The following is a 24,641-nucleotide window of genomic DNA, read 5'->3' on the forward strand; positions in this document are numbered from 1 at the left end:
TTGATCCGGTTCGTATCGGGTGGCCGCGTTCCGCGCGTACCGCCCGCCATCAGATTCGGTGACGGAGACCCGTTGCGGGGTGGGCCATCAGTCCCTACCGGCCCGCCGAGCGGACCACGGCATCAGGGCCGTTCTGGGACCCGTTGGGACCTCCGGCCGGCACCTCGGGACAGGGCCGCCGCGGCGCCCTCTCACCGTGGTGATGCAAGAGGCCGGGGGACGCGAGAAGCCGGGGTACGCCACGGTGGGCGTACCCCGGCTTCTCGCGTCCGGTCAGGTGGCGGGCAGTGCGGTGGCCAGCAGTACGACCCCGAGCGAGCCGACGAGGGAGACGACGGCGAGGGCCTTGGCCAGTTCGGCGCGGCCCTTGGCATGGGCCCAGCCGTGGGCGGCCGCCGCGATCATGACCACGATGAACAGGCCCAGTTTGGCCGCGAGGGTGCGCCCGTAGCCGGGCTCGCCGAGAGAGGCCCAGGTGACGCCCTTGTGCCAGGCGATGGCCCAGCCCGTGCCCAGTTGCAGCGGCAGGAACAGCGCTCCGGTGAGCATTCCGAAGCGGCGGCCGGCCGCAGCGCTGAACCGGGCGAATGCCTCCGGGTCGAGCAGTCGGCGGCCCAGCGGCAGCACCACCAGGGACAGGGCCAGCTGTCCGCCCACCCACACCACCGCGCCGATGACGTGGGTGAAACGCACCAGGCTCCACAGGTTGACGGATCCCATCACCGGGTCACCTCGATCGTGCCGTGCGCACCGGCTTCGGCGTGGCGCATGTCGTGGTCGACGAAGGAGTAGTGACCGGCTTCGGCGAACGTGGTCTCCACGAAGCCGCCCTGGGCCGCGGACAGATCGAGCACCTGGGATCCGCCGGGTTGTTTCGGCGTCAGCAGGTACGCGCCCTCCTTGTAGACGGTGTCGAAGACGGCGCCGACGATGTGGAAGGCGATCCCGTCGCTGGGTCCGGCGGCCACCACCCAGAAGCGGGCCCGCTCCCCGGCCTTCATCTTCAGAGTCGACTTGTCGTACTGGGCGGCGATGCCGTTGAACACCCAGGCGTCCGGAGTGTCGTTGCGCATCTTGTCGACCTGGGCCGTGCTGCCGGGCGTGCCGAGGTAGATCTCGGAGGAGACCAGGGCGTACTCGTGGTCGACCTTGGGCAGTCCGGGCGGGTCGATGATCACGGCGCCGTACATGCCGTTGCCCATGTGCTGGAGCATGGGCATGGTGCTGCAGTGGTACAGCCAGGCGCCGGCCCGTTCGGCGCGGAACCGGTAGACCAGCCGCTCCCCCGGGTCGATGGTCCGCATGGGCTTGTCGGGGGCGAGGGCTCCGGCGTGGAAGTCGATGCCGTGGCCCATGGCCGTGTCGTCGTTGACGAGCGTGATCTCGAAGATGTCGCCGATCCTGCCGTGCAGGGTGGGGCCGGGAGCGGTGCCGCCGAAGGTCCACATCTGCTGCTTGACGCCGGGCGCGACCTCGACGGTGCGGGGGGCGGCGTGCAGTTCGACCTTGTGGACGGTCGCGCTGCCGGCGGCCGGCAGGTCGGCCGAGCGGGATTTCCAGCCCGTCGAGAAGTCCTTGGCCAGGTCGAGCCCGCCACTGCCGGAGGAGTCCATGGAGTGCCCGCTGTGGTCCATGTCCATGGAGGAACCGGACGACGTGGTGCTCTGGTCGGTGGCCGCGCCCGTGCCGGACTTCACGACGATGTCCATCTGCATTCCGGCGGCGCGGTGGCCGGGCACGGTGCACCACAGCTGCAGGTCGTCGGTGACCTTCCCCAGGTCGAGGGTACGGCTCTGGCCGTGGGACAGCAGCGGGATCGCGCGGCCGTTCTCGGCCTTGAGGTCGTGGCGCTGGGCGTCGTTGTTGGTGACCTTCAGTCGCAGGGAGGTCCCCTTGGCGACCTCGATCCGGTTCGGGCTCAGAGTCATGCCCCTGATCGAGACGTTGACGGTGCGGGACCCGCCGCCCGAGCCGGCTGCGGCGCCGGCCGTGTCGGTCGAACTGCCGGTGTCCCGGCCGCCGTTGGCGACCAGCACCGCCAGTACGGTGATCACGACCCCGGCGGCGGTGCCCAGCAGCGCGGGCCGCCGGGTGGCGGTCGGTGTCGTCCGCTCCGGTCCGGCACCGGCCGGCGCCGGGTCCTGCGCGGTGCGAGGGCTGTGGGCCAGCACGAGCACGACCAGGACCAGGAACGCGGCGGCCGACGCACCGGCCAGGCCCATGCCCACGACGTCGCAGGGTCCGGGCAGCGGAAGCGCCACCAGCGCCACGCCGGCGTTCAGCGCCACGAGCCGCGGCAGCCAGCCCCGTTCCAGCACCGCCCGCACGGCCGCGCGGTCCTCGTGGCCGCGGCTGAGCACCACGGGCAGCAGATAGGTCAGGGCGCCGATCAGGACCTGTGCGACGAAGCCGGCGAGCAGCACCGGCACCAGGTCCTCCAGCACCGTCTGGACCGCCGTGACCGACCGGGCGGCCAGCATCACGAGATCGACCGTCACGGAGATCAGCAGCCAGCAGGTGGCGGCCGCCAGCATCCAGGCCGCCGCCGCGGAGACGGGCCGACTGCCTCGTACGGTGCGGGCGAGCAGCCCCGCGGCCACGGCGGCCCCGGACGCGTATGCGGCCAGTCCGGCCGCGGCAGGCCAGCGCCACTGCAGGGCCAGCCCGACGGCGGCCACCGACAACCCGCTGGCGGTGAGCCACAGCACCCACCTCGACACCCGGGTGGTGAGCTCCTTCATCCGTACGCCCAGCACGGTGGGCCACAGCATGAACAGGGTTCCCAGGATGGGGAGTCCGATCCAGCCGAGCAGCGTGACATGGATGTGGGCCAGGCGGAGCCCGGCGTAATGGGCGGCGCCCGCGTGACCGGTGGCCAGCAGTCCGCCCAGCACGGCGCCGGCGATCAGGGCCGCGGTCGCGATGCGGTAGTAGCCGACGACCGGCTTGAGCCGGCCGCCGAGGGCGCCCCGGCCCATCCGTATCAGCACCACCAGGTGTGCGGTGGCGACGGCGACGAGCAACAGACCGCCGATGCCGGTCAGTACGGGCAGGTCCGCCCATACGCCCACGAGGATCCCGGTGACGGCCACGTTGGCTCCGGCCAGGCGGGCGTCGCTCCACCGCTCGTCGGGGATCCGGGCATGCAGCAGCGCGACGGCGAAGTGCTCGCTCCAGATCAGGATGGCGGTGGTCGCGCCGCCCAGCAGGAACAGGTGCACCGCCAGCCAGCGGGCCACCGGAAGCGACTGCTGGACGGCGGCCGCCAGCAGGGCCAGCGCGAACCAGGCGACGACGAGCACGTGGGCGCGCAGATGGCGGACGCGCAGGCCGGACTCCCGGAATCTGCTCGGGTACCTGGCGGGCCCGCTCGGGCCGCCGGTCTGCGTGGGGCCGTGCCCGATGGTGATCATTCTGTTCCGTCGGGGGTGGCGGGCAGGAGTTCGGCCAGCTCCCGCTGGTAGGGGAAGGAACCGGGGCGGTAGTCGCACCAGGGCTCCTCGGCGTAGGGGTCGCCGGTGACCGCGAAGGCACGGGAACGGGATCCGCCGCACACCCGGCGGAACTCGCAGTTGCCGCACCGGCCGCCGAGCCGGTCGGGGTCCCGCAGACCGGTGAAGAGCTCGGAGTTGCGGTAGATCTCGGTCAGCGGGGTCTCCCGCACGCTGCCCGCGCTCTTGGGCAGGAAGCCGCTGGGATGAACGGTGCCGTGGTGCGACACGAAGACGAACCCGCGGCCGGCGTTGACGTCCAGCGGCGGCCTTCGGGTGCGCCGCTCGCCCGCGTCGAGCCCGAGTTCGGCGACCCGCTCGCGCAGCCGGCCGTAGAGCTCCCCGAGCCCGAGGACGGCCACATGGTCGTCCCCGGCGTCCTCGATGATCCGGCGCTGCAGGGCGACCCGGCGGAAGTGGTGGGCCTCGGTGGTCTTGGCGGGCACGGTCAGCCCGACGTCGTACACGAAATTGAGGACGTCCTCGGTCTCGGCGGCGGTGAGCGCGCCCAGCGACTTGCCCCGGCCGGTGGGCACCAGGAAGAAGGCGCTCCACAGCATCGCTCCGTGCTGGTGGACCAGCCGGACGATGTCGGGCAGGTCGTGCAGGTTGTGCCGGGTGACCGTGGTGTTGATCTGCACCTTCATACCGAGGGCGCGGGCGGTGTCCCAGGCGCTCAGTGTCCAGCCGTAGACGCCGTCCACGCCGCGGAAGCCGTCGTGCAGTTCGGCCGTGGAGCCGTCCAGGCTCAAGGAGAGCCCCTTCGCGCCCGCCTCGTGGACGGCCCGCAGCCGGTCCGCGGTGAGGGTCGGGGTGCCGGAGGGCGAGACGGCGACCGGCAGACCGATCTGCCGTCCGTAGCGGATCAGCTCCAGCAGGTCGGGCCGCTGGAAGGGGTCTCCGCCGGTGATCACGAACAGCGGCGCGGGATGCCCGAAGGCGGCCACCTGCCGCATCAGGTCCTCGGCGGCCTCGGTGTCCAGCTCCAGCGGGTCCCGGTTGGGTACGGCCTCTGCACGGCAGTGCAGGCAGGCCAGCGGACAGGCCCGGGTGGTCTCCCAGATCACGATGAACGGCCGGGCCGCCGCGTCCTGGTGCTGATGGCGCAGCACGCGTGGGGCGCTCATCGTGCCGCCCCCGGGTGTGCGTTCGCCCGGCTGCCGGGGCGACCCGGCCCTGGGCGTCCGCTCGTACGAGGACCGGTTCCGGCCGCCCGTCCGCGGTGGCAGTCGCGGTGGGCGGCCGGCCGGTGACCGGACCGTTGGGTACGCCCCGCCTGCCGTGGAACTGCCTGGGGGGACTGTCCGGGCAGGCGCCCGATGCGGTCGTACACGTCAAACCTCCGGTTCGGTCGACGCAAGCATGTCCGTACGCCCCCTGCCGGCGCCTGGGCCGGCGGTCCCCGCCGCGCGGGCCTTCGGTCCCTGGCCAGAGCGGGTTTCTCGGGTCTGTCAGTCCCTGGGGCAGGGCCGTTCGGCCCACGTGTCGGCCACCCCCCACCGCCTAGCGTTCGCAATCATGGAGAACGACGAGATCAACCGCCCCGCCAAGCAGCGTGCCGGAGAAAAATGGCCGCTGGCGGCGCGGCGGCTGCTTACGCGCCGTGAGGTGTCGGCGGACGGTCGCGCGGTGTTCGGAGAGGGCGACCCGCAGTGGGAGAGCTTCTACCGGAACCGCTGGGCGCACGACAAGGTGGTGCGCTCCACGCACGGCGTGAACTGCACCGGTTCGTGTTCGTGGATGGTGTACGTCAAGGACGGCATCATCACGTGGGAGCACCAGGCCACCGACTACCCGTCGATCGGCACCGACTGCCCTGAGTACGAGCCGCGCGGCTGCCCGCGCGGGGCGTCGTTCTCCTGGTACACGTACTCCCCCAGCAGGGTCCGCTACCCGTATGTGCGCGGCACGCTGCTGAAGATGTGGCGGGAGGCCCGGCGCCGGCTCGGGGACCCGGTGGCCGCCTGGGCGGAGATCACCGGCGACCCGGCGAAGGCGCGCGCTTACAAGCGGGCCCGCGGCAAGGGCGGTCTGGTGCGCGCCGACTGGGACGAGGTGGCCGAGCTGGTCGCCGCCGCCCATGTGCACACCGTCAAGAAGTACGGCCCCGACCGCGTCGCCGGCTTCTCGCCGATCCCGGCGATGTCGATGGCGTCCTTCGCGTCCGGCGCCCGCTTCATGTCGCTGATCGGCGGCACCCTGCTGTCGTTCTACGACTGGTACGCGGACCTGCCGGTCGCCTCCCCGCAGGTCTTCGGCGACCAGACCGACGTGCCGGAGTCCGCGGACTGGTGGAACGCGGGCTATCTGATCATGTGGGGCTCCAACATCCCGGTGACCCGCACGCCCGACGCGCACTTCCTGACCGAGACCCGCTACAACGGCACGAAGGTGGTGGCGGTCAGCCCCGACTACGCGGACAACGTGAAGTTCGCCGACGAGTGGCTGGCCCCGCACCCGGGCACGGACGGGGCGCTGGCGATGGCCATGGGCCACGTCATCCTGCGTGAGTTCCTCGTCGACCGTCAGGTGCCCTACTTCCAGGACTACTTGCGGAAGTTCACCGACGCCCCCTTCCTGGTCACGCTGCGCGAGCGCGACGGCGGCTTCGTCCCGGACGGGTTCCTCACGGCCGCCGACCTCGGCGAGACCAGCGAGCACGCGGAGTCCAAGACCGTCCTGGTGGACAGCGCGACCGGCGAGCCGGTCGTCCCGAACGGCTCGCTCGGCTTCCGCTGGGGCGAAGAGGGCAAGGGCCGCTGGAACCTCGACCTGGGCGACACCGTGCCCGAGCTGAGCCTGCTGGAGCGGGCCGACGAATCGGTCCCGGTGGCCCTGCCCCGCTTCGACGAGGGCGCCACCGAGGGCGGCACGTTCATGGTGCGCGGCGTGCCGGCCCGCCGGATCGGCGGCCGCCTCGTCACCACGGTGTTCGACCTGATGCTCGCCCAGTACGGGGTCGAGCGGCCCGGCCTGCCGGGCACCTGGCCGTCCTCGTACGACGACGTGAGCCAGCCCTACACCCCGGCCTGGCAGGAGACCATCACCTCGGTGCCGGCCGAGCAGGCGGCCCGGATCGCCCGGGAGTTCGCCCGCAACGCCGAACGCACCAACGGCCGTTCCATGATCGCTCTGGGTGCGGGAACCAACCACTGGTTCCACTCCGACACGATCTACCGGGCCTTCCTGGCCCTGACGACGATGACCGGCTGCCAGGGTGTCAACGGCGGCGGCTGGGCGCACTACGTCGGCCAGGAGAAGGTCCGCCCGGTCACCGGACAGCAGCACCTGTCGTTCGCCTTCGACTGGCAGCGGCCCACCCGGCACATGGCGGGCACCTCGTACTTCTACCTGAACACCGACCAGTGGCGCTACGAGGCCTTCGGGCCGGACGAGCTGGCCTCGCCGCTCGGTGAGGGCCGGTTCAAGGACAAGGGCTTCGCCGACTGTCTCGCGCAGGCGATGCGTATGGGCTGGACGCCCGGTCACCCCGGCTTCAACCGCAACCCGCTGGACCTGACGGACGAGGCGGCGGCGCAGGGGCGCGAGGTCGGCGAGCACATCGTCGAGGAACTGAAGTCCGGGCGGCTGCGGTTCGCCGCCGAGGACCCGGACGACCCGGCCAACTTCCCCCGCGTCCTGACCGTGTGGCGGGCGAACCTGCTCGGCTCGTCCGGCAAGGGCAACGAGTACTTCCTGCGCCACCTGCTGGGCGCGGACGCGGCGGTCCGCTCCGAGGAGACTCCGCCCGAGGCCCGCCCGAAGGAGGTGGTATGGCACGAGGAGGCCCCCGAGGGCAAGCTCGACCTGCTGGTCACCATGGACTTCCGGATGACCTCGACCAGCCTGCTCTCCGACGTCGTGCTCCCGGCCGCCACCTGGTACGAGAAGGACGACCTGTCCAGCACGGACATGCACCCCTTCGTGCACGCCTTCACGCCGGCCATCGCCCCGCCCTGGCAGGCCCGCACCGACTACGACACGTTCCTCACGATCGCCGACAGGTTCAGCGAGCTCGCCGCCGACCACCTCGGCACCCGCACCGACGTCCTGGCCGTGCCTCTGCAGCACGACACACCCGACGAACTCGCCCAGCCCGGCGGCGTCGTACGGGACTGGAAGACGGGCGAGTGCGATCCGGTTCCGGGACGCACCATGCCGAAGCTGGCCGTCATCGAGCGGGACTACACGGCGATCGCCCAGAAGATGCGTGCCGTCGGCCCGCTCCTGGACACCCTGGGTACCACCACCAAGGGCGTCACTGTCCACCCGGACCAGGAGATCGAGGACCTGCGCCACCGCAACGGCACCGTCCGCGACGGTGTCGCCGCCGGACGCCCCTCCCTGGCCACCGCCTCCGACATGTGCGAGGCGATCCTCGCCCTGTCCGGCACGACCAACGGACGGCTCGCCACGGAGGGCTTCCGGGTGCTGGAGCGGCAGACCGGCAGCGAGGGCCTGGTGGAGCTCGCCGCCGAGCGCGAGGCGGAGCGGATCACCTTCGCCGACACCCGCACCCAGCCACGCTCCGTGATCACGTCCTACGAGTGGTCGGGCTCGGAGACCGGCGGGCGCCGCTACTCCCCGTTCGTCATCAACGTCGAGCACAAGAAGCCCTGGCACACCCTCACCGGACGCCAGCACTTCTTCGTCCAGCACGACTGGATGGCCGAGCTCGGCGAGCAACTGCCGGTCTACCGTCCGCCGTTGAACACGCCCCGGCACTACGGCGACGAGCATCTGCGCGACGGCCGGGCCGAGGTCACGGTCCGCTATCTGACCCCGCACTCCAAGTGGTCCATCCACTCGAACTACCAGGACAACGCCCACATGCTGGCCCTGTCCCGCGGTGGCCCGGTGATCTGGATGTCCACCGGGGACGCCGAGAAGATCGGCGTCAAGGACAACGAATGGATCGAGGCGTACAACCGCAACGGTGTGGTCGCCGCCAGGGCCGTGGTCACCCACCGCATGCCCGAGGGCACGGTGTACATGTACCACGCCCAGGACCGCAACGTGAACGTGCCGAAGACCGAGGTCAGCAAGAAGCGCGGCGGTATCCACAACTCCCTGACCAGGCTGCTGCTCAAGCCCACCCATCTCGCGGGCGGCTACGCGCAGTTCACCTACGCCTTCAACTACTACGGCCCGACCGGAAACCAGCGCGACGAGGTCACGGTCATCCGCCGTCGCTCGCAGGATGTGGAGTACTGACATGCCCCGTGACGGAGTCACTATCGGACGGGTGATGGCCCAAGTGGCGATGGTGATGAACCTCGACAAGTGCATCGGCTGCCACACCTGCTCGGTCACCTGCAAGCAGACCTGGACCAACCGGACCGGCGTCGAGTACGCCTGGTTCAACAACGTCGAGACCAAGCCCGGCGTCGGCTACCCCCGCCGCTACGAGGACCAGGAGCAGTGGAAGGGCGGCTGGATGCTCGACAAGCGCGGCCGGCTGGTGCTGCGCTCCGGCGGCCGGGTCAAGCGTCTGCTGTCGCTGTTCTCCAACCCCGACCTGCCGTCCATCGAGGACTACTACGAGCCGGTCACCTACGACTACGACAACCTCGTCAGCGCCCCCGCGGGCGAGGACATGCCCGTCGCCCGCCCCCGCTCCGTCCTCACCGGCAAGCCCACCGCCATCACCTGGGGCGCCAACTGGGAGGACAGCCTGGGCGGCGCGCCCGAGCACGCCGGCGCCGACCCCAACCTCACCGGGGAATGGGCGGAGAAGGTCAAGTTCGAGTTCGAGCAGACCTTCCTCTTCCACCTGCCCCGGCTGTGCGAGCACTGCCTCAACCCGGCCTGTGTCTCCGCCTGCCCCTCGGGTGCGATGTACAAGCGGGTGGAGGACGGCATCGTCCTCGTCGACCAGGACCGCTGCCGCGGCTGGCGCATGTGCGTGACGGCGTGCCCGTACAAGAAGGTGTACGTCAACCACGCCACCGGCAAGGCCGAGAAGTGCACCTTCTGCTTCCCGCGCATCGAGGCCGGGCAGCCCACCGTCTGCTCCGAGACCTGCGTGGGACGACTGCGCTACCTCGGACTGGTGCTGTACGACGCCGACCGCGTCGGTGAGGCCGCGGCCACCCCGGACGAGAAGGACCTGCTGGACGCCCAGCGCAACGTCTTCCTCGACCCGTCCGACCCCGAAGTGATCGCCGCGGCACGCGAGTCCGGCATACCCGAGGACTGGCTGGACGCGGCCCGCCGCTCCCCGGTGTACGCGCTGATCTCGACGTACAAGGTGGCGCTGCCGCTGCACCCGGAGTACCGCACGCTGCCGATGGTCTGGTACGTGCCTCCGCTGTCCCCGGTGCTGGACGCCGTGGACGCGGCGGGCGGCAACCAGGACGACCCCGACCATGTCTTCGCCGCCGTCACCCGGCTGCGCATCCCGCTGGAGTATCTGGCGGAGCTGTTCTCCGCCGGGGACACCGACGTCGTCGCGGGTGTGCTGATGAAGCTCACCGCGCTGCGCTCGTACATGCGCGAACGCATCCTCGGCGAGGCCGGCGACGAGAGCGCGCTGAAGGCCGTGGGCCTCACGGTCCGCGAGACGGAGGACATGCACCGGCTGCTCGCGGTCGCCAAGTACAAGGACCGGTACGTCATCCCCGCCGCACACAAGGAGGACGCCGCGGCACTGTCCGCGATGGAGAACCGCTGCCCGGTGGAGTCCTCCGGCGATCCCCGGCCCACGGACGGCCGCCGCGTCATGCTCGGCATCCCCACCCTGCGCCGCCGCAACCCCGACGCCCCCGCCGGAGGCCACCCGTGAGCCCGCTGCCCACCTCCGTCCCCGCGATCGTGCGCACCCGTATCCGCGCGGCCACCCGCCGCCGGGCCCCGCTCACCCCGCGTGAGGCGGAGGACCGGGCCCTGCTGCTGCGGCTGATGTCCCTGCTGCTGCAGTACCCGGACGCCGAACTCGTCGCCGCCCGGCAGGTCGTCGCCGCCACCGTGGACGCCCTGGAGCCCTCACCGGCCGCCACCGAACTGGCCGCCTTCACGGCCTGGTTCACCGCGCAGGAACCCGACGCGCTGGAACGCCACTACGTCGAGACGTTCGACCTGCGCCGCAAGAGCGGCCTCTACCTCACCTACTACCTGCACGGCGACACCCGTCGGCGTGGCATGGCCCTGCTCGCCATGGCCCAGCGCTATCGCGCCGCCGGCTGGGACACCGACGGCGGGGAACTGCCCGACCACCTCCCGGTCGCCCTGGAGTTCGCCGCGCTCTGCGGGCCGGGCCCCGGCGAGGCCCCGCTGCGCCAGCACCGGCGCGGCCTGGAGCTGATCCACCGGGCGCTGACCGACATGGACTCCCCCTACCGGCATGTCCTGGCCGCCCTGCTCAGCCTCCTGCCGCCGGCGACCGAAGCCGACCTGAAGGCCGTGGCCGAGCTGGCCGCCCAGGGACCGCCCAACGAGGACGTGGGCCTCAACCCGTACGGCAGCGGGGAGTTCGCCCCGCCCGGCACCTTCGTCCCGCCCGAGCAGGCCCCGCCGACCCTCATGCCGCCCCTGTCCTCCCCGGAAGGCCACCGATGAGCACCGCCGCCTCCCTCGCCACCACCAGCGGCGCCGACCTGCTGCTGTGGGTCGCGTTCCCCTACATCTGCCTGGCCGTGTTCGTCGTCGGGCACGTCTGGCGCTACCGGCAGGACCAGTTCGGCTGGACCTCCCGCACCAGCCAGCTCCTCGAACACCGCTGGCTGCGCTGGGGCAGCCCGCTGTTCCACCTGGGCGCGTTCATGGTCATCGGCGGCCATGTGATGGGCCTGGTGATCCCCGCCTCCTGGACCGAGGCCGCGGGCATCAGCGAGCACCAGTACCACACCACGGCCGTATGGGGTGGCTCGGTGGCGGGCGTCGCCATGGTCACCGGACTCGGCATGCTGTGCGCCCGACGGCTGCTGACCCGCCGGATCCGCCTCGGCACCGACCGCAGCGACAAGTTCCTCTTCCCGCTGCTGTCCGCCACGGTGCTGCTCGGCATCACGGCCACCGCCGCGCACAACGTCTTCGGCCCGGGCTACGACTACCGGGAGACCATCTCCGTCTGGTTCCGCGGCATCTTCACCCTGCAGCCCCATCCCGAGGCGATCACCGGCGCACCGCTGCTGTTCCAGTTGCACGCCCTGACCGCCTGCCTGCTCTTCGCGGCCTGGCCGTTCACCCGCCTCGTCCATGTGTGGAGCGTGCCGATCGGCTATCTGGCCCGCCCGTACCTGGTCTACCGCCGCCGGACGAGCACCCCCGTGGCGACGCCCAGGACACGGCAGAGCACCCGGCGAGCGGCCTGAGCCCGGCCCAAGGGGCGCACGGGCAGTACTGAGAACGGAGCACACTCGATGGACCGATGGATCGACGCGGTGAAGGACGAGCTGGGCATCGACCTGGAGGTCGACAGAACCGTCCTCCTCGATCTCGCACGGGACACCGCGCACGGCGTCGCCCGGCCCGCCGCGCCGCTGACCACCTTCCTGGTGGGTTACGCGGCAGGCCTGGAGGGCGGCGGCCCCCAGGCCGTGGCCGAGGCCGCCCGTCGCGCGGCGGAACTCGCCGCACGATGGACCGCCGAGACCCACCCCGGAACGGGCGCCGGCGGCTGAACACCATGAACGGTCTCGTATCCCTCACTCTCGACGGCGGGTTGCGGCAGGAGGAACACCCTCGCGTTGCCCACTCTTCCGGCGTCGCGTCCACACATGGTCACGGGCGTACGGACTGGTTCGAAGCACATGACACGGCGGGCAGCGCAACAGTCGCGCTGCCCGCCGCGCGCCTCTCCCTCTCCGAGGCACTGGGACATGTGCTGGCCGAGCCGGTGTCCGCGCTGACCGACCTGCCGTCCTTCGACACCTCGGCCATGGACGGCTGGGCCGTGGCCGGTCCCGGGCCCTGGCGGCTGTCCGGTCTCCTGCTCGCCGGACAGCCGCCCGGCGGCCGGCTCGCGGACGGCCGGGCCGTACAGATCGCGACCGGCGCCGCCCTGCCGCCCGGGGCAACCGCCGTCCTGCGCCGTGAGCACGGACGCATCGACGGCTCCCTCCTGCACGCCCTGCACGCAGCGCCCGAACCCGGCCGGGACATCCGGCCGCGGGCCCAGGAGTGCCGGGCGGGCGAGGCCCTGCTCGGTGCCTGGGTGCCGGTCACCCCGGCGGTGCTCGGGCTGGCGGCCGCCGCCGGTTACGACGAGTTGTCCGTCACCCGGCGTCCCCGTGTGGAACTCCTCGTGCTCGGCGACGAGTTGCTGGAGACCGGTCTGCCCTCGGACGGCCGGGTCCGGGACGCGCTGGGTCCGCTGCTGCCGCCGTGGCTGAGCATGATGGGGGCGGAGGTGAGCGTCGTACGGCGCATCGTGGACGACGCGGACGCCCTGCTGGAGGCGGTCACCGGGACCAGCGCGGACCTCGTCGTCACGACGGGAGGGACGGCCGCCGGTCCCGCCGACTTCGTCCATCCCGTTCTCCGCAGGATCGGCGCCGAGTTGCTGGTCGACGGCGTCGCCGTGCGGCCCGGTCATCCCATGCTGCTGGCCGAACTGCCGTCCGGCGGGCATCTGGTGGGGTTGCCGGGCAATCCCCTGGCGGCCGTCTCAGGCGTGCTGACTCTCGTGGAACCCCTGCTGCGCACGCTGGGCGGCCGAGTGGCTCAGGCGTCGGTGACGGCCGCGCTGGCCTCCGATGTGCCCGGCCACCCCGCCGACACCCGTCTGGTGCCCGTGGCCCTGGACGGCAGGGCACGGGCCGTACCGCTGCGCTTCCACGGCCCGGCCATGCTGCGCGGGCTGGCCGGCGCCTCCGCCATGGCGGTCGTCCCGCCGGGAGGGGGCCACGCCGGTACACAGATCACCGTGCTGCCCCTGGACTGGGGAGCGCCCGGAGCGTAGGAACACGGACTGCCGGAACAAGACGTCGGAACAAGACGTGGGAACAGACGAAGGACCGCTCGGCCCACATGCCGAGCGGTCCTTTTCACATGCGCGGGAATTCATCCCGCGCGTAGTTCATCCCGCACGTCGTACGGCCGGGAGTCGTTTCGTCAGGCCGGCCACGGACTTCGAGGAGCTCGCGTTCCTGACGGCCACGAGGCTCGGGCAGCGGTTGCGCAGTTGCTGTTCCAGGCGCTGGTGCAGGGTGATCCAGGAGGCCGGGCAGCCGTGGCAGGCGCCGGCGAGGCGCACGGTGACGACGCCGTCCTGGACGCCGACCAGTTCGATGGCACCGCCGTGGGAGCGGGCGAACTGCCCCACCGTACCGCCGAGGAGGTCGCGTGCCGCGCGGTACAGCAGCGCGTCGTCGGCCGCCGCCTCGCCTGCGCCTGTGCCATCGGCTGTGCCTGCCGCGATCCATGCGGCGCGGTCGTCGAGGGCGGAGTGGATCGCGGTGCGGACCCGGGCGCCCTCGCGGGACCAGGAGCGGCCGGGGCCGAGGGCGGTGACGAGGGCCGCGGGCTCCGCCGTGACGGAAGCGAGGGTGCCGTCCTCGACGAGCGTGGCCAACGGGGCGGGGAGCGCGGCCAGCGGGCCGGTGCAGGGCAGCGTCCCTGCGGGCACCATCCAGCGCAACTGGTCGGGACGGTCCGGGACATGCTGGGGGTGAAGCGGGATCATCGTGCCTCACCCGCCCAGCGCGCCGGTGACCGTGGCCGCCAGGTACGCCATCAGCCAGGCCAGCCCTGTCAGGTAGGTGAAGGCGATGGCCGGCCATTTCCAGGTGCCGGTCTCCCGTCGTATGACCGCGACGGTGGCCATGCACTGCAACGCGTAGACGAAGTAGACCAGCAGCGCGGCGATCGTCGGCGCGGTGAAAACACGTTGCCCGGCGCGCGGCCCGTCGGGGTAGGTCATGTCCCGCAGCGCCACCTTCGGGTGTTCGGGGTCCTCGGCGGCGGCGACCTGTCCGAGGGTGGCGACAAAGGTCTCGCGGGCCGCCTGTGCCGACATCACACCGACGTTGATGCGCCAGTCGAAGCCGAGTGGGTCGTAGACGGGGGCGACCAGACGGCCGAGATCGGCGGCGTAGCTGTGGTCGACGGTGTACGCGGCGACGGCTGTCGGGCTGGCGGTGTCGACGCCGTCGGCGCGCATCTGCGCCACCGAGTGCAGCGGCAGGTTCAGCAGCAGCCACAGCCCGATGCTGGTGGCCACGATGATGGTCGAGCACTTGCGCAGGAAGGCCTGTGCGGAGGTGCCCATCGCGATGAGCACCGAGCGCGGCGCGGGCAGCCGGTAGGGCGGCATCTCCATGTAGAACGGCACGAGCGTGCCGCGGAGGTCCCCGATCTTCTTGAACGCCCAGGCGGCCAGCATCGCCGAGACGGCACCGAGCAGATACAGGCCGAACATGGTCAGGCCCTGCGCGCCGAACGGGCCGATGTGGTCCGACGGGTCGACGAGCAGGCTGATGAGCAGGATGTAGACGGGCAGCCGTGCCGAGCAGGTGATCAGCGGAGCGGCCATCATGGTCGCCAGGCGGTCCTTGGCCGAGGGCAGGGTGCGGGTGGCCATGATGCCGGGGATCGCGCAGGCGAACGACGACAGCAGCGCCACGAAGGCGCGGCCTTCCAGCCCGACGCGGGCCATCACCCGGTCCATGAGGAAGGCGGCCCGCGACATGTAGCCGACGCCCTCCAGCAGGGCGAGGAGGAGGAACAGCAGCAGGATCTGGGGGACGAAGACCAGCACGCCGCCGACGCCGCCGATGAGGGCGTCACCGAGCAGCCCGGACAGCCAGCGGTTGCCGACGTGCTCGGCGACCAGGCCGGAGAGCCACCCGAACAGGGACTCGACGTAGCCCTGGAGGGGGGCGGCAAAGGTGAAGACGGTCTGGAAGAACAGCATCATCACCGCGAAGAACACGGCGGTGCCCCAGAGCGGATGCAGCAGCACCGCGTCGATGCGCCGGGTGATCCGATGCACTTCGGGGGCCCGGTAGCCGGCGAAGGCGAGCACCGACTCCGCCCAGGCGTCCCGCTCCGCCGGCTCGGTGGGCGGGGCGAGCGGCGGAGACGTCCAGGTCTGCCAGGAGGCGAGCTGCTCGCGCAGCTGCCCCATGCCGTGCCCGCGGTGGCCGATCACCGCCACCACCGGGACACCGAGGGCCTGGGCGAACGCGTCGATGTCCAGGTGCCCCTGACGGCTGGTCAGCTCGTCCATGAACGTGACCACCACACAGGCGGGCAGGCCGCGCGCCAGAACCTGTGCGACCAGTCCCAGGGACCGGCGCAGGGTGGTGGCGTCCGCCATGACGAGCAGTGCGTCCGGGCGGACCGCCCGGTCCTGGCGTCCGTCGAGGACGTCGACCGTGATCTGCTCGTCCGGGCTGACCGGGTCCAGGCTGTAGGTGCCGGGCAGGTCCTCGACCACACAACTGCGTGCCCCGGTGCGGCAGGTGCCGACGAATCGGGAGACGGTCACTCCGGGGTAGTTGCCGGTCTTGGCGTTCAGGCCGGTCAGACCGTTGAAGATGCTGGTCTTGCCCGAGTTGGGGCTGCCGACCAGGGCGATCCGCGGCTCCGTGGTCAGGGTTCCGTCCGTCTCACCGACGCCGTGACATCCCGCGGTCACAGGTCCGCTCCGACCATCCGCACGCACGCGGCCTCGGTGCGGCGCAGGCACACCTCGTAGTCCTTGACCCGGTAGACGACCGGATCACCCAGCGGGGCCCGGCGCACGACCTCCACCACCGCTCCGGGGGTGAATCCGAGGTCGCCCAGCCGCCGGGCCACGGCGGTCGACCGGACCACGAGCACGTCGACCACGGTTGCCCTGGCACCGGGCGGCAGATCGGCCAGGGGGAGTATCCGGCCGTCGGGAAGCACCGCCGGCGAAAGGCCGGCCTCCCCTTCGAAGTCCATGCCAGCGCTGCGCATTCATGCCTCCACCACGCCATGCCGGGACGCGCCCGCCAAGTGCCATATTCAGTAAGGTGAGGCTAACCTCGCTGATGGCTGGTTCCACGGGGCCCTTCCTCCCGTACCGGCTGGGCCGTTCGGCCCCATTGGGCGGGCCGGGTCGGCACCCTCAGCGGCGTGTGAAGACCAGCCGCCAGATCTCCGGACCCCGTTCCGTGTACTCCACGGCGAACCTGCCGGGCGAGCGCTGTTCGATCTGCGCCAGCAGCGGCAGCGGGTCATGGTGTGCGACCAGGACGATCCCTCCGCCGGCCCGGACGGCGTCGAGCGCACCGAAGACCGTGGCGTGCCGCAGCGCGTGCGGTACGGCCCGTACGTCCAGTTCAGGAACGTCCGGCTCCTCCCCGCCGCCACCGCAGCCGCAGGCCCCGCCGCAGCCACCGGTCCGCTTCTCGGCCTCCTGCGGCGCGAACTCGTCGTCGGCGTCCGGTTCGGGCCCGTACAGCTCGTGCAGGGCCTTGACCAGGACGGCCAGGGAGGTGCCCGGCCGGTCGGCGAGCAGGGGCAGCACGAGGTCGTTGTCCTTGGCGAAGTGTTCGCCGCAGAGCACCTCCAGCGCGCGTGCCTCGGCAGCGGCGACTTCCGCCGTGGGTGCCGTGCGCAAGGCGTCGACGAGCGCCATGACGCCCCGGCGTTCGGAGATCAGGCTCTCGATGAGCAGCCGGGCCTCGGCAACCTGGTGGGCGGCGGGGTAGAGAACCGTCTCCTCGGCGGCGAAGTACGGCAGGAGCACGCGTTCGCAGTAGTCGACAAGACCGGTGCGGATGTGCTCGGCGGCACCGGGATCACGTTCGGCGGCCCCGAGAAGCATCGCGACGCGTCCGGCGAGTTCACCGGCCAATCGGGTGTGGTACGCCTCGGCCGCGGTCGCGGCGGCGGCTTCCTCGGGGGTGGACGCGAGGGTGACGGTGTTCATCTTCGGTATCTCCAGCGGGACTTGACCGGTCGGATGCGACCGGGGCCGGTGACAGCGCTGTGCGGGCACGCGCCCTGGACGCCGTCGTCGGGGTCCGGGTGAGCACGGGGGCTTCCGGACGGGCACGGCACATGCGTCCGGCCGCCTGGGTGGCCTGGCAGGCGGCCGGACGTCGACCGAACGGGAAGGACACCGCCCCGACCGGGGCCTGCGCGCGAAAGCCTGGCCGCCGTCCGGCGCGGTATTCCGTGGCGCCTTCCCCTCCGGTCCCTGATGAGCATTCCTGGCCGACCGCCCACGGTGCCTGGGCCGGGCGGGTCCAGCACCCTGGACCAGTGGTCCCCGAAGACCCTGTCCGACATGGGCCGGTCGGCCGCACGACATGGGCAATTCGGCCGGGTTGCGCCAGCCCGGGCTGCTCTACCGTTCGATCCCATGGAGAACGGCAACAACGCGCAGCCCTCGAACGCCCGCTGCCGGCGGCCCCTTCGGCTCGCCACGGGACGAGACGCCGCACGATGTCGGCCGACCCGCCCGAGGAAGGTGTCCTCCCGCCCGTACCACCCCGTCCCGAACCGGCCGTCGGCATGCTGCCTTTGCCGCCTGTGCGTCTGCCGACGCCGCAGATCACCGTCCGCCTGAGCCGGTGGGCGAGAAGCATCCCCATCGCTCGCTCCGGGCCGCCTCCTCGGCCGCCGACACCAGCCGTCCCCGGACAGCGGTGCCGGCGGAACCGGCGTCTTCGGAGCCCACAGAGAGACATCGCATGATCGTCGAAGATCTCCGCACGGCCTGCCGCAAGGACCCTGCGCTGCACGGCATCAACGTGGTCGAGGTCCTGCTGTATCCGGGGCTCTGGGCCATCTGGTTCCACCGGCTGGCACACCGGCTGCACCGCATGGGGCTGCCGCTGCTGCCCCGGGCACTGTCCCAGTTCTCCCGCGCCATGACCGGGATAGAGATCCACCCGGGGGCCGTGATCGGCCGGCGCTGCTTCATCGACCACGGCATGGGCGTGGTGATCGGCGAGACGGCGGTGGTGGGAGACGACGTGATGCTCTACCACCGCGTGACCCTCGGCGGCACCGGCTGGTGGCGCGACCGGAAGGCCACCAAGCGACACCCCACCGTCGGTGACCGGGTGGTCCTCGGCGTGGGCGCGACCGTGCTCGGCCCCGTCCACGTCGGCGACGACACGGTAGTGGGCGCCCATGCCCTCGTCCTGCACGACGTCCCCGCCCACTCCAGCGTGCGCGCCGCTCACGCGGACGTCACCACCCGCACCGTCCCCGTCACCGATCCGTTCGGCCAGACCCCGGCCGCTTCCCCTCTCCCTCCCCCTGCATCGACCGAAAGACCCCAAGAGGACAGCCATGGCAGCGATACACCCTTCGATCACGGCGCTCATCGGCCGGACACCCCTGGTGGAGCTGTCCCGGTACGGTGAGGGCCTCCCGGCACGCCTGGTCGCCAAACTGGAGTCCGCCAACCCGGGCGGCAGCGTCAAGGACCGCATCGCCCTGGCGATGATCGAGGACGCCGAAACCACCGGCGCCCTGCGGCCCGGACAGGGCATCGTGGAACCCACGAGCGGCAACACCGGCATCGGTCTGGCCATGGTGGCCGCCGCCAAGGGCCACCCCGTCACCTTCACCATGCCCGAGAGCATGAGCGTCGAACGCCGGGCCCTGCTGCTCGCATACGGTGCCGACCTCGTCCTCACCCCCGCTTCCGAGGGCATGACCGGAGCCGTCGCCCGCGCCGCCGAACTCGCCGAGGCCAACGGCTGGTTCATGCCCCAGCAGTTCACCAATCCGGCCAATCCGGATGTCCACCGGCGCACCACAGCCGAGGAGATCTGGCAGGACACCGACGGACGGATCGATCTGCTGGTCGCCGGAGTCGGCACCGGCGGCACCGTCACCGGAGTCGGTCAGGTGCTGAAGGCGAAGAACCCGGCCGTCACCGTCGTGGCCGTGGAACCGGCGGAGTCGCCCGTACTCTCCGGCGGCTCACCCGGCCCCCACGGCATCCAGGGTCTCGGCGCGGGCTTCGTTCCCGAGGTACTCGACACCTCCGTCTACGACACGGTGTGCAGGGTCTCCGTGTCCGAGGCCCGTGCACAGGCACGCAGGCTCGCCCGCACCGAGGGCATCCTCGCGGGCGTCTCCGGGGGTGCCGCGCTGCACGCCGCCTCGACCCTGGCGCGCCTCCCGCAGCACAAGGACGCCCTGATCGTCGTCGTCCTGCCCGACACGGGCGAACGCTATCTGAGCACTCCGCTCTTCGCGGACCAGTAGCGGACTCCACGACACAGCCGGCGCCCCGCCGGACCCCCCTCACATGCAAGGAAGAACACCGATGACGTACACGAACCGCGGAGCCGACGCTCTGCTCAAGACGATGGGCGCGGCCATGCTGGCCGCGGGGCCCGTGATGCTGTGGCGCAGCCGCAGCGGCAGGAACGAGATACGCACCGAACTCACGGCCCAGAGGATCACGTTCCCGGAGCGCGGACTGCCCGCGCACCTGGCGGCGTTCGCCGGCCGGCCCGTCGAGACCGGACCCGAGGCGCGGGCCTTCGCTGACATGATCAAGGGCAACCTGGCCCAGGCGACGAACGGCCGCACCTACTCCGAGATCACCGCGGAGCTGCACGCCACCGGGGACGACGAGAAGCTGGCCAAGCTCCGGCAGACCGCGTTCATGGGCGAGACGTTGCGCGCCTCGCTGATGTCCGCCTACCAGGCCTGGCAACTGACGTCGCTGGTCACCGGTCTCGGCGCACTGCTGACCGGGGTGGGCGCGGCCCTCGTCGTGTCGCCTCGGGCAGGCTCCCGTACGGCCCGCTGAAAAACGAACAGCCGGGTGCGGCCAGCCGCACCCGGCAAGGCAGTCACCCCTCGTCAGCGGTGGCTGAGCCGCAACCGCCAGGCCTCGGGGCCGCGCTGGAGATACTCCACCGCGAAGAGCCCGGGGTTGCGCTGCTCGATCTGTGCCAGCAGGGGAATCGGGTCGTGCGGCGCGACCAGGACCATGGCCTGGCCTGCCGGGACGGCCTCAAGAGCGCCGAACACGGTGGCGTGGCGCAGTGCGTGCGGGATCTCGCGGACGTCGAGTACGGGTTCGGTGGCCTCCTCGCCGCCACAGGCACACCCGCAGCCACCGCTCTCCTCGGCCTTCATCCCCCCTGCCTTCTCTGTGCCGTCCGCAGCAGAGGCGCCACCGTTCAACGGGGTATGGGCGATCCGGTGGTGCAGTCTCTCCAGCAGCCGGGCCAGGCGGACCCCGGGTGCCGCGGCGAGCAGGGGCAGCACAAGGCCGTTCTGCTTCGCCACGTGTTCCTCGAAGACCACCTGAAGAGCGCGGGCGTCCGCCGCGGCACCGGCCGTGGTGGGCGCGGCGCGCAGGGCGTCCACCAGCGAGGCCAGGCAGCGGTGTTCACCGATGAGACCCTCGACGAGCAAGCGCGTGTCGGGCAGCCGGCGGGCCACGGGATACAACGTGGCCTCCTCGGCAGCCGTATGCGGCAGGAGTTCACGGTCGCAGAAGGCCACGAGGCCCGCGCGGAAGCGTTCAGCGGCACGCTCGTCACGGCCGGCGGCGGTGAGCAACAGCGTCACACGTCCGGCCAGTTCCCCTGCCATACGGGCATAGTCCGCCTCGGCGCTGTAGAGAGCCTCGGCATCCTCCGGGGCCGATGCGAAGGTGAGGGCACTCATTCAGGTGTCTCCAGCGGTTCAAGGCCGGAAGATACGGCCGCTTCTGGTCCGGACTGCACGTTCCGCCACGTCCCCGGGGCGGTCGGCGCACCGGGCGGCCTGGGCATGGTGAGCGCCGTCACCGGAGCCGTGGCGGAACACCGTCCGACGGCTGCAGAACGGTGGCCGGACGGTGACCGGTCCGGGGGCACCACGCGCCTGCTGCAGCCCTGCACACGAGAAGACGGAGCCGAGCAGCCGGAACGCGACGGTCCGTGTCGCCTCCCGACCGGTCGCCGACCAGCCTTTCGCGCCGCAGGCTTCACGGCATGGGCCGTGCGACCCCGTCCACACCGCCCACCGGTCCACAATCCCGACGCCGGACAGGGCCGAACGGCCCCATGCAAAGAGCCGTCCGGCCCAAGCGGTGAAGGCGACCTCGCCGCACGACGCGCAGTCCCCCCGGGCGCCCGTGAGAATCGGGCCGGAAGGGCCGCCCGACCCGGGACGTTCGGCCCCAGTCCCGGGTCGCGGGCAGCGCCTAACGTTCCCGACCATGGAGAACGATCACAACGCTCGACGGGGACAGTCGCGCGTGACCGAGGGCCGACCGGCGCCGGCCGCCCTCACACTGCTCACCCGCTCGAAGGCCCGCGCCCAGGAACGGACCCGCGACGGGGGCCGCCCGGTGTGTCGACCCGCGACCCCTGCGCCCCTGCCGCGCACCGGCGCCGCATGACGCCGCCGTACACCGCCGGGGCAGACCGGCGCATCGGCTGGCTGATGGCGCTGACCGGGGTCATCGGCTGGCTCGCCTCCCTGCGCCTGGCCATCGACGACTGGCTCGTTCTCAAGGACCCCAGCTACCAGCCGACCTGCAACATCAGCCCGGTCGTCGGCTGCAGCAACACCATGGCGAGCTGGCAGGGCAACCTCTTCGGCTTCCCCAACATGCTGCTCGGCCTGGGCGCCTTCGCCGCCGTCGCCGCGCTCGGCATCGCGGTGCTCGCCGGAGCGCGCCTGCACAGGGTGCTGTGGCTCGCCCTCAACGCGGGAACGCTCGTCGGCATCGGGTTCGCTCACTGGCTGATCTTCCAGTCGCTGTACGAGCTGAACCGGCTGTGCCCCTACTGCGGCGTCGTCTGGGTCATCACCATCGCGCTGTTCTGGTACGTCACGCTGCACAACGTCAAGCACGGCATCATCCCGGTGCCGGCCCGCGGCCGCGGCCTGCTGAATCTGGTGCTGGAGAGCCACTGGCTGCTTTTGGCGGCCTGGTACGGCGTGATCGTCATGCTCGTTCTCACCCGCTTCTGGTCGTACTGGAGCAGCCTGCTGTGACCGGGCCGTTCGGTCCGCCCGATTCGGGACATTCGGCCCACACGCATCCCGCCGCCCGGAGTTAGCGTCGCCTTATTGACTCTCGAGAAGGTGCAGGTAGAGAGCGAGGCACGGATGGCGACCACGGACCATGACCAGCCGCTCCACAAGGATCTCCCCGTACCCGGTGCGGGACTGGACGCCTCCCGCATGCCGGGCCACTGGGTGCTGGCCCGGCTCGGCAAGCGGGTCCTGCGCCCGGGCGGCGTGGAGCTCACCCGATGGATGCTCGACACCCTGGACATCGGACCCGACGACCGGGTGGTGGAACTCGCGGGCGGTCTGGGCGCCACAGCGGCACTGACGCTGCGGCGCTCGCCGGCCGGCTACACGGCCGTCGACCGCGATCCCGCCGCGGTGGCCGCGCTGAGCGCCCTCACCGTCCCCGGCAGGACCCACATCCGCGCCGTGCGGGCGGACGCCTCCGACACGGGTCTGCCGGACGGCTCGGCGACCGTCGTGTACGCCGAGGCGATGCTGACGATGCAGCCCCAGCCCGCCAAGCGGCGCATCGTACGGGAGGCACGCCGGCTGCTCACCGACGTGGGCGGCCGCTGTGCCATCCACGAAATGTGCCTGCTGCCGGACGGTATCGACCCGGCCCTCGCCGACCGGATCGCCAAGGACCTCGCCGACACCATCCACGTCGGCACCCGCCCGCTGACCGCGGCCGCCTGGCAGGAACTCCTCACCGACGAAGGCTTCACGGTCACCGCCCGGAGGACAACGCCGATGGCGCTGCTCGAACCCCGCCGTATGGTCGCCGACGAAGGACTGGTCCCCGCCCTGGCCATCGCCCGCCGCGCTCTGCGGGACCCCGCGGCCCGTCGCCGAGTCCACGAGATGCGCCGTGTGTTGCGCCGCCACCAGGCCCATCTGGGCGCCATCAGCCTGATCGCCCAGCCCACCACGCCCACTGAATAGGGAGGCCCCCATGCCTGCCACGGTGATCACCGACCTCGTCGACGAGTTGGCCGTGCCCGAGGACGGCACCCTCAGCCGCGTCCTGTACCGCGACGACCGGCTGCGAGTGGTCGGCTTCGCGTTCGCCGCCGGCCAGGAACTCACGGAGCACACCTCGGCCCTGCCCGTCGTCATCCAGGTCGTCCGAGGGCGGCTCGATCTGATCCTCGGTGACGAGAAGACGGTGGCCACGCCCGGCAGTTGGATCCACCTGCCCGCCCGGCTGCCGCACACGGTCCGAGCCACCGAACCCTCCGTCATGCTGCTGACCATGCTCCCCGCCCCGGAGCCCACGAAGCCCGACGATTCCACCGCAGCCTGACCCGTCGCCGACGGCAGAACTCCACGGTCCGGACCACCCTGGGGGCATGTGACACTGACGCGGTGGGGTGGGACAGATTCCGGCAGGGGAGATGGGTGCCGCTTGCGGTGGCGGCGGTGACCCTGGGGGCGGCGCTGGCGGGCGGCTGGTCGCTGGCAGGGGAGATCTCTGACGCGCGGCGGATCGATGCGTCACCGGTGCGGGTCCAGGGTGTCGTCGACCGGGCGGTGCCGGTCAAGGGCGGGACCGAGTACCGGGTGTCGTACCGGGTCGGCGGTCGGCGGTTCGCCACCGGAGATCTGCCGGTGGGACAGGGGGCCGAGCCGGCAGATCCCGAGGTGGGCGCATCGGTGTGCCTCGAAGCCTCGGCCGAGCGCCCGGAAACGGTGCGGCTGTGCGGCCAGAAGTATCCGGGCGGCGACAACTTGATTCCCGCCGAAGGCCTGTTGGTGGTGGCGGGCACGACAGGCACCCTCATGGCCGCCGGGTGGTTCGTGATGGTCGGCCGGGAGAGGTCCGGTGGAACCATGGCGCCATGAAGTACATGGTGCTGATGTACGCCGATCCCGCGGCGACCGAGGCGATGTCCGAGGAAGAGCGGGCCGATGTGTTCCGCAGACACGAAGCACTCCACCGGGACTTGGAGGGCACCGGCGAGATGCTGAACGGGGCCGGGCTGGCCTACCCGAAGGACACGACGACCCTCCGCCGGCACAAGGACGGATCGGACGCGGCGGATGGCCCGTTCCGCGAGGCGACCGAGCAGCTGACCGCCTACTACGTGATCGACTGTGCCGGTCCGGAACGGGCACGTGCGATTGCCGAACGCGTCCTTGATTTTCACGTCGTAGCGGTCGAAGTCCGGCCGATCCACGACGCGTTCGGCATGGGCGACGCCTGAAGGCGGGTCTGCCGGTCATCGGCAAGGGGTCGATCCCGCT

Annotated in this window: 21 protein-coding genes and 1 pseudogene; 14 read left to right on the plus strand and 8 right to left on the minus strand. The window is 71.6% G+C overall.

The features are described 5' to 3' along the window. Positions 1–273: 273 nt before the first annotated feature. From ACZ4EG_RS26945 to ACZ4EG_RS26955, 3 genes are read right to left on the minus strand one after another with little or no spacing between them, the layout of a single operon-like run. A complete protein-coding gene (locus tag ACZ4EG_RS26945; protein WP_467792407.1) occupies positions 274–720 on the minus strand; it encodes a hypothetical protein in 447 nt (148 codons plus the stop codon). Then, positions 720–3,413: a multicopper oxidase domain-containing protein gene (locus tag ACZ4EG_RS26950; protein ID WP_467792408.1), complete on the minus strand. Its 2,694-nt coding sequence runs from the start codon at positions 3,411–3,413 to the stop codon at positions 720–722. Before ACZ4EG_RS26950 ends, ACZ4EG_RS26945 begins: the two co-directional genes overlap by 1 nt. Further along, positions 3,410–4,618 carry a TIGR04053 family radical SAM/SPASM domain-containing protein gene (locus ACZ4EG_RS26955; protein ID WP_467792409.1) on the minus strand — a complete coding sequence of 403 codons (1,209 nt, stop codon included), beginning with the start codon at positions 4,616–4,618 and terminating at the stop codon, positions 3,410–3,412. The genes ACZ4EG_RS26950 and ACZ4EG_RS26955 overlap by 4 nt, the downstream gene beginning before the upstream one ends. A 391-nt stretch (positions 4,619–5,009) precedes the next feature. Here ACZ4EG_RS26955 and ACZ4EG_RS26960 point away from each other — a divergent pair, with 391 nt between their 5' ends. From ACZ4EG_RS26960 to ACZ4EG_RS26985, 6 genes and pseudogenes are all read left to right on the plus strand, one after another. Next, on the plus strand, positions 5,010–8,705 hold the full coding sequence (locus ACZ4EG_RS26960) for a nitrate reductase subunit alpha (RefSeq protein ID WP_467792410.1): 3,696 nt from the start codon (positions 5,010–5,012) through the stop codon (positions 8,703–8,705). Position 8,706: 1 nt separating this feature from the next. Then, positions 8,707–10,275, plus strand: a complete 1,569-nt coding sequence (narH, locus tag ACZ4EG_RS26965; RefSeq protein WP_467792411.1) for a nitrate reductase subunit beta — start codon at positions 8,707–8,709, stop codon at positions 10,273–10,275. After that, the gene (narJ, locus tag ACZ4EG_RS26970) at positions 10,272–11,048 is read left to right on the plus strand and encodes a nitrate reductase molybdenum cofactor assembly chaperone (protein ID WP_467792412.1); all 777 of its coding nucleotides are present in this window, start codon (positions 10,272–10,274) and stop codon (positions 11,046–11,048) included. Before narH ends, narJ begins: the two co-directional genes overlap by 4 nt. Then, on the plus strand, positions 11,045–11,803 hold the full coding sequence (narI, locus tag ACZ4EG_RS26975) for a respiratory nitrate reductase subunit gamma (protein WP_453561484.1): 759 nt from the start codon (positions 11,045–11,047) through the stop codon (positions 11,801–11,803). Before narJ ends, narI begins: the two co-directional genes overlap by 4 nt. Before the next feature lie 57 nt (positions 11,804–11,860). Further along, a pseudogene (locus ACZ4EG_RS26980) lies at positions 11,861–12,112 on the plus strand (DUF6457 domain-containing protein); the annotation flags it as partial. 5 nt (positions 12,113–12,117) lie between these two features. Then, positions 12,118–13,392, plus strand: a complete 1,275-nt coding sequence (locus ACZ4EG_RS26985) for a molybdopterin molybdotransferase MoeA (RefSeq protein WP_467792413.1) — start codon at positions 12,118–12,120, stop codon at positions 13,390–13,392. A gap of 117 nt (positions 13,393–13,509) precedes the next feature. On the opposite strand, the gene ACZ4EG_RS26990 is transcribed toward ACZ4EG_RS26985, so the two are convergent. The 4 genes from ACZ4EG_RS26990 to ACZ4EG_RS27005 all read right to left on the minus strand — a co-directional run bounded on the left by ACZ4EG_RS26990 (position 13,510) and on the right by ACZ4EG_RS27005 (position 17,334). Beyond that, a complete protein-coding gene (locus tag ACZ4EG_RS26990) occupies positions 13,510–14,115 on the minus strand; it encodes a NifU family protein (RefSeq protein ID WP_453561480.1) in 606 nt (201 codons plus the stop codon). A gap of 6 nt (positions 14,116–14,121) precedes the next feature. Further along, on the minus strand, positions 14,122–16,071 hold the full coding sequence (gene feoB, locus ACZ4EG_RS26995; protein WP_467792414.1) for a ferrous iron transporter B: 1,950 nt from the start codon (positions 16,069–16,071) through the stop codon (positions 14,122–14,124). Then, complete coding sequence (locus tag ACZ4EG_RS27000; RefSeq protein ID WP_467792415.1) at positions 16,068–16,376, minus strand: FeoA family protein; 309 nt, start codon at positions 16,374–16,376, stop codon at positions 16,068–16,070. The genes feoB and ACZ4EG_RS27000 overlap by 4 nt, the downstream gene beginning before the upstream one ends. A gap of 151 nt (positions 16,377–16,527) precedes the next feature. Further along, the gene (locus tag ACZ4EG_RS27005) at positions 16,528–17,334 is read right to left on the minus strand and encodes a DUF2249 domain-containing protein (protein WP_467792416.1); all 807 of its coding nucleotides are present in this window, start codon (positions 17,332–17,334) and stop codon (positions 16,528–16,530) included. Between the two features lie 766 nt (positions 17,335–18,100). Here ACZ4EG_RS27005 and epsC point away from each other — a divergent pair. From epsC to ACZ4EG_RS27020, 3 genes are all read left to right on the plus strand, one after another. Then, positions 18,101–18,781, plus strand: a complete 681-nt coding sequence (epsC, locus tag ACZ4EG_RS27010; RefSeq protein WP_467792417.1) for a serine O-acetyltransferase EpsC — start codon at positions 18,101–18,103, stop codon at positions 18,779–18,781. After that, positions 18,708–19,634, plus strand: coding sequence for a cysteine synthase A (cysK, locus tag ACZ4EG_RS27015; protein ID WP_453561471.1), 927 nt, complete (start codon positions 18,708–18,710; stop codon positions 19,632–19,634). Before epsC ends, cysK begins: the two co-directional genes overlap by 74 nt. 61 nt (positions 19,635–19,695) lie before the next feature. Further along, positions 19,696–20,187: a hypothetical protein gene (locus tag ACZ4EG_RS27020; protein ID WP_467792418.1), complete on the plus strand. Its 492-nt coding sequence runs from the start codon at positions 19,696–19,698 to the stop codon at positions 20,185–20,187. Between the two features lie 53 nt (positions 20,188–20,240). Here the strand turns inward: ACZ4EG_RS27020 and ACZ4EG_RS27025 are convergent, their stop codons facing one another. Further along, complete coding sequence (locus ACZ4EG_RS27025) at positions 20,241–21,056, minus strand: DUF2249 domain-containing protein (RefSeq protein WP_467792419.1); 816 nt, start codon at positions 21,054–21,056, stop codon at positions 20,241–20,243. 714 nt (positions 21,057–21,770) lie between these two features. On the opposite strand from ACZ4EG_RS27025, the gene ACZ4EG_RS27030 reads away from it, so the two are divergent. The 5 genes from ACZ4EG_RS27030 to ACZ4EG_RS27050 all read left to right on the plus strand — a co-directional run bounded on the left by ACZ4EG_RS27030 (position 21,771) and on the right by ACZ4EG_RS27050 (position 24,601). Further along, positions 21,771–22,376, plus strand: coding sequence for a vitamin K epoxide reductase family protein (locus ACZ4EG_RS27030; RefSeq protein ID WP_453561466.1), 606 nt, complete (start codon positions 21,771–21,773; stop codon positions 22,374–22,376). Positions 22,377–22,451: 75 nt separating this feature from the next. After that, positions 22,452–23,339: a class I SAM-dependent methyltransferase gene (locus tag ACZ4EG_RS27035; protein WP_467792420.1), complete on the plus strand. Its 888-nt coding sequence runs from the start codon at positions 22,452–22,454 to the stop codon at positions 23,337–23,339. A 10-nt stretch (positions 23,340–23,349) separates the two neighbouring features. After that, positions 23,350–23,700: a cupin domain-containing protein gene (locus tag ACZ4EG_RS27040; protein ID WP_467792421.1), complete on the plus strand. Its 351-nt coding sequence runs from the start codon at positions 23,350–23,352 to the stop codon at positions 23,698–23,700. 95 nt (positions 23,701–23,795) lie between these two features. After that, complete coding sequence (locus tag ACZ4EG_RS27045) at positions 23,796–24,239, plus strand: hypothetical protein (RefSeq protein WP_467792422.1); 444 nt, start codon at positions 23,796–23,798, stop codon at positions 24,237–24,239. Continuing rightward, a complete protein-coding gene (locus ACZ4EG_RS27050; protein WP_453561460.1) occupies positions 24,236–24,601 on the plus strand; it encodes a YciI family protein in 366 nt (121 codons plus the stop codon). Before ACZ4EG_RS27045 ends, ACZ4EG_RS27050 begins: the two co-directional genes overlap by 4 nt. Positions 24,602–24,641: the final 40 nt, after the last annotated feature.

Source organism: Streptomyces sp. NPDC025638 (assembly GCF_055558775.1).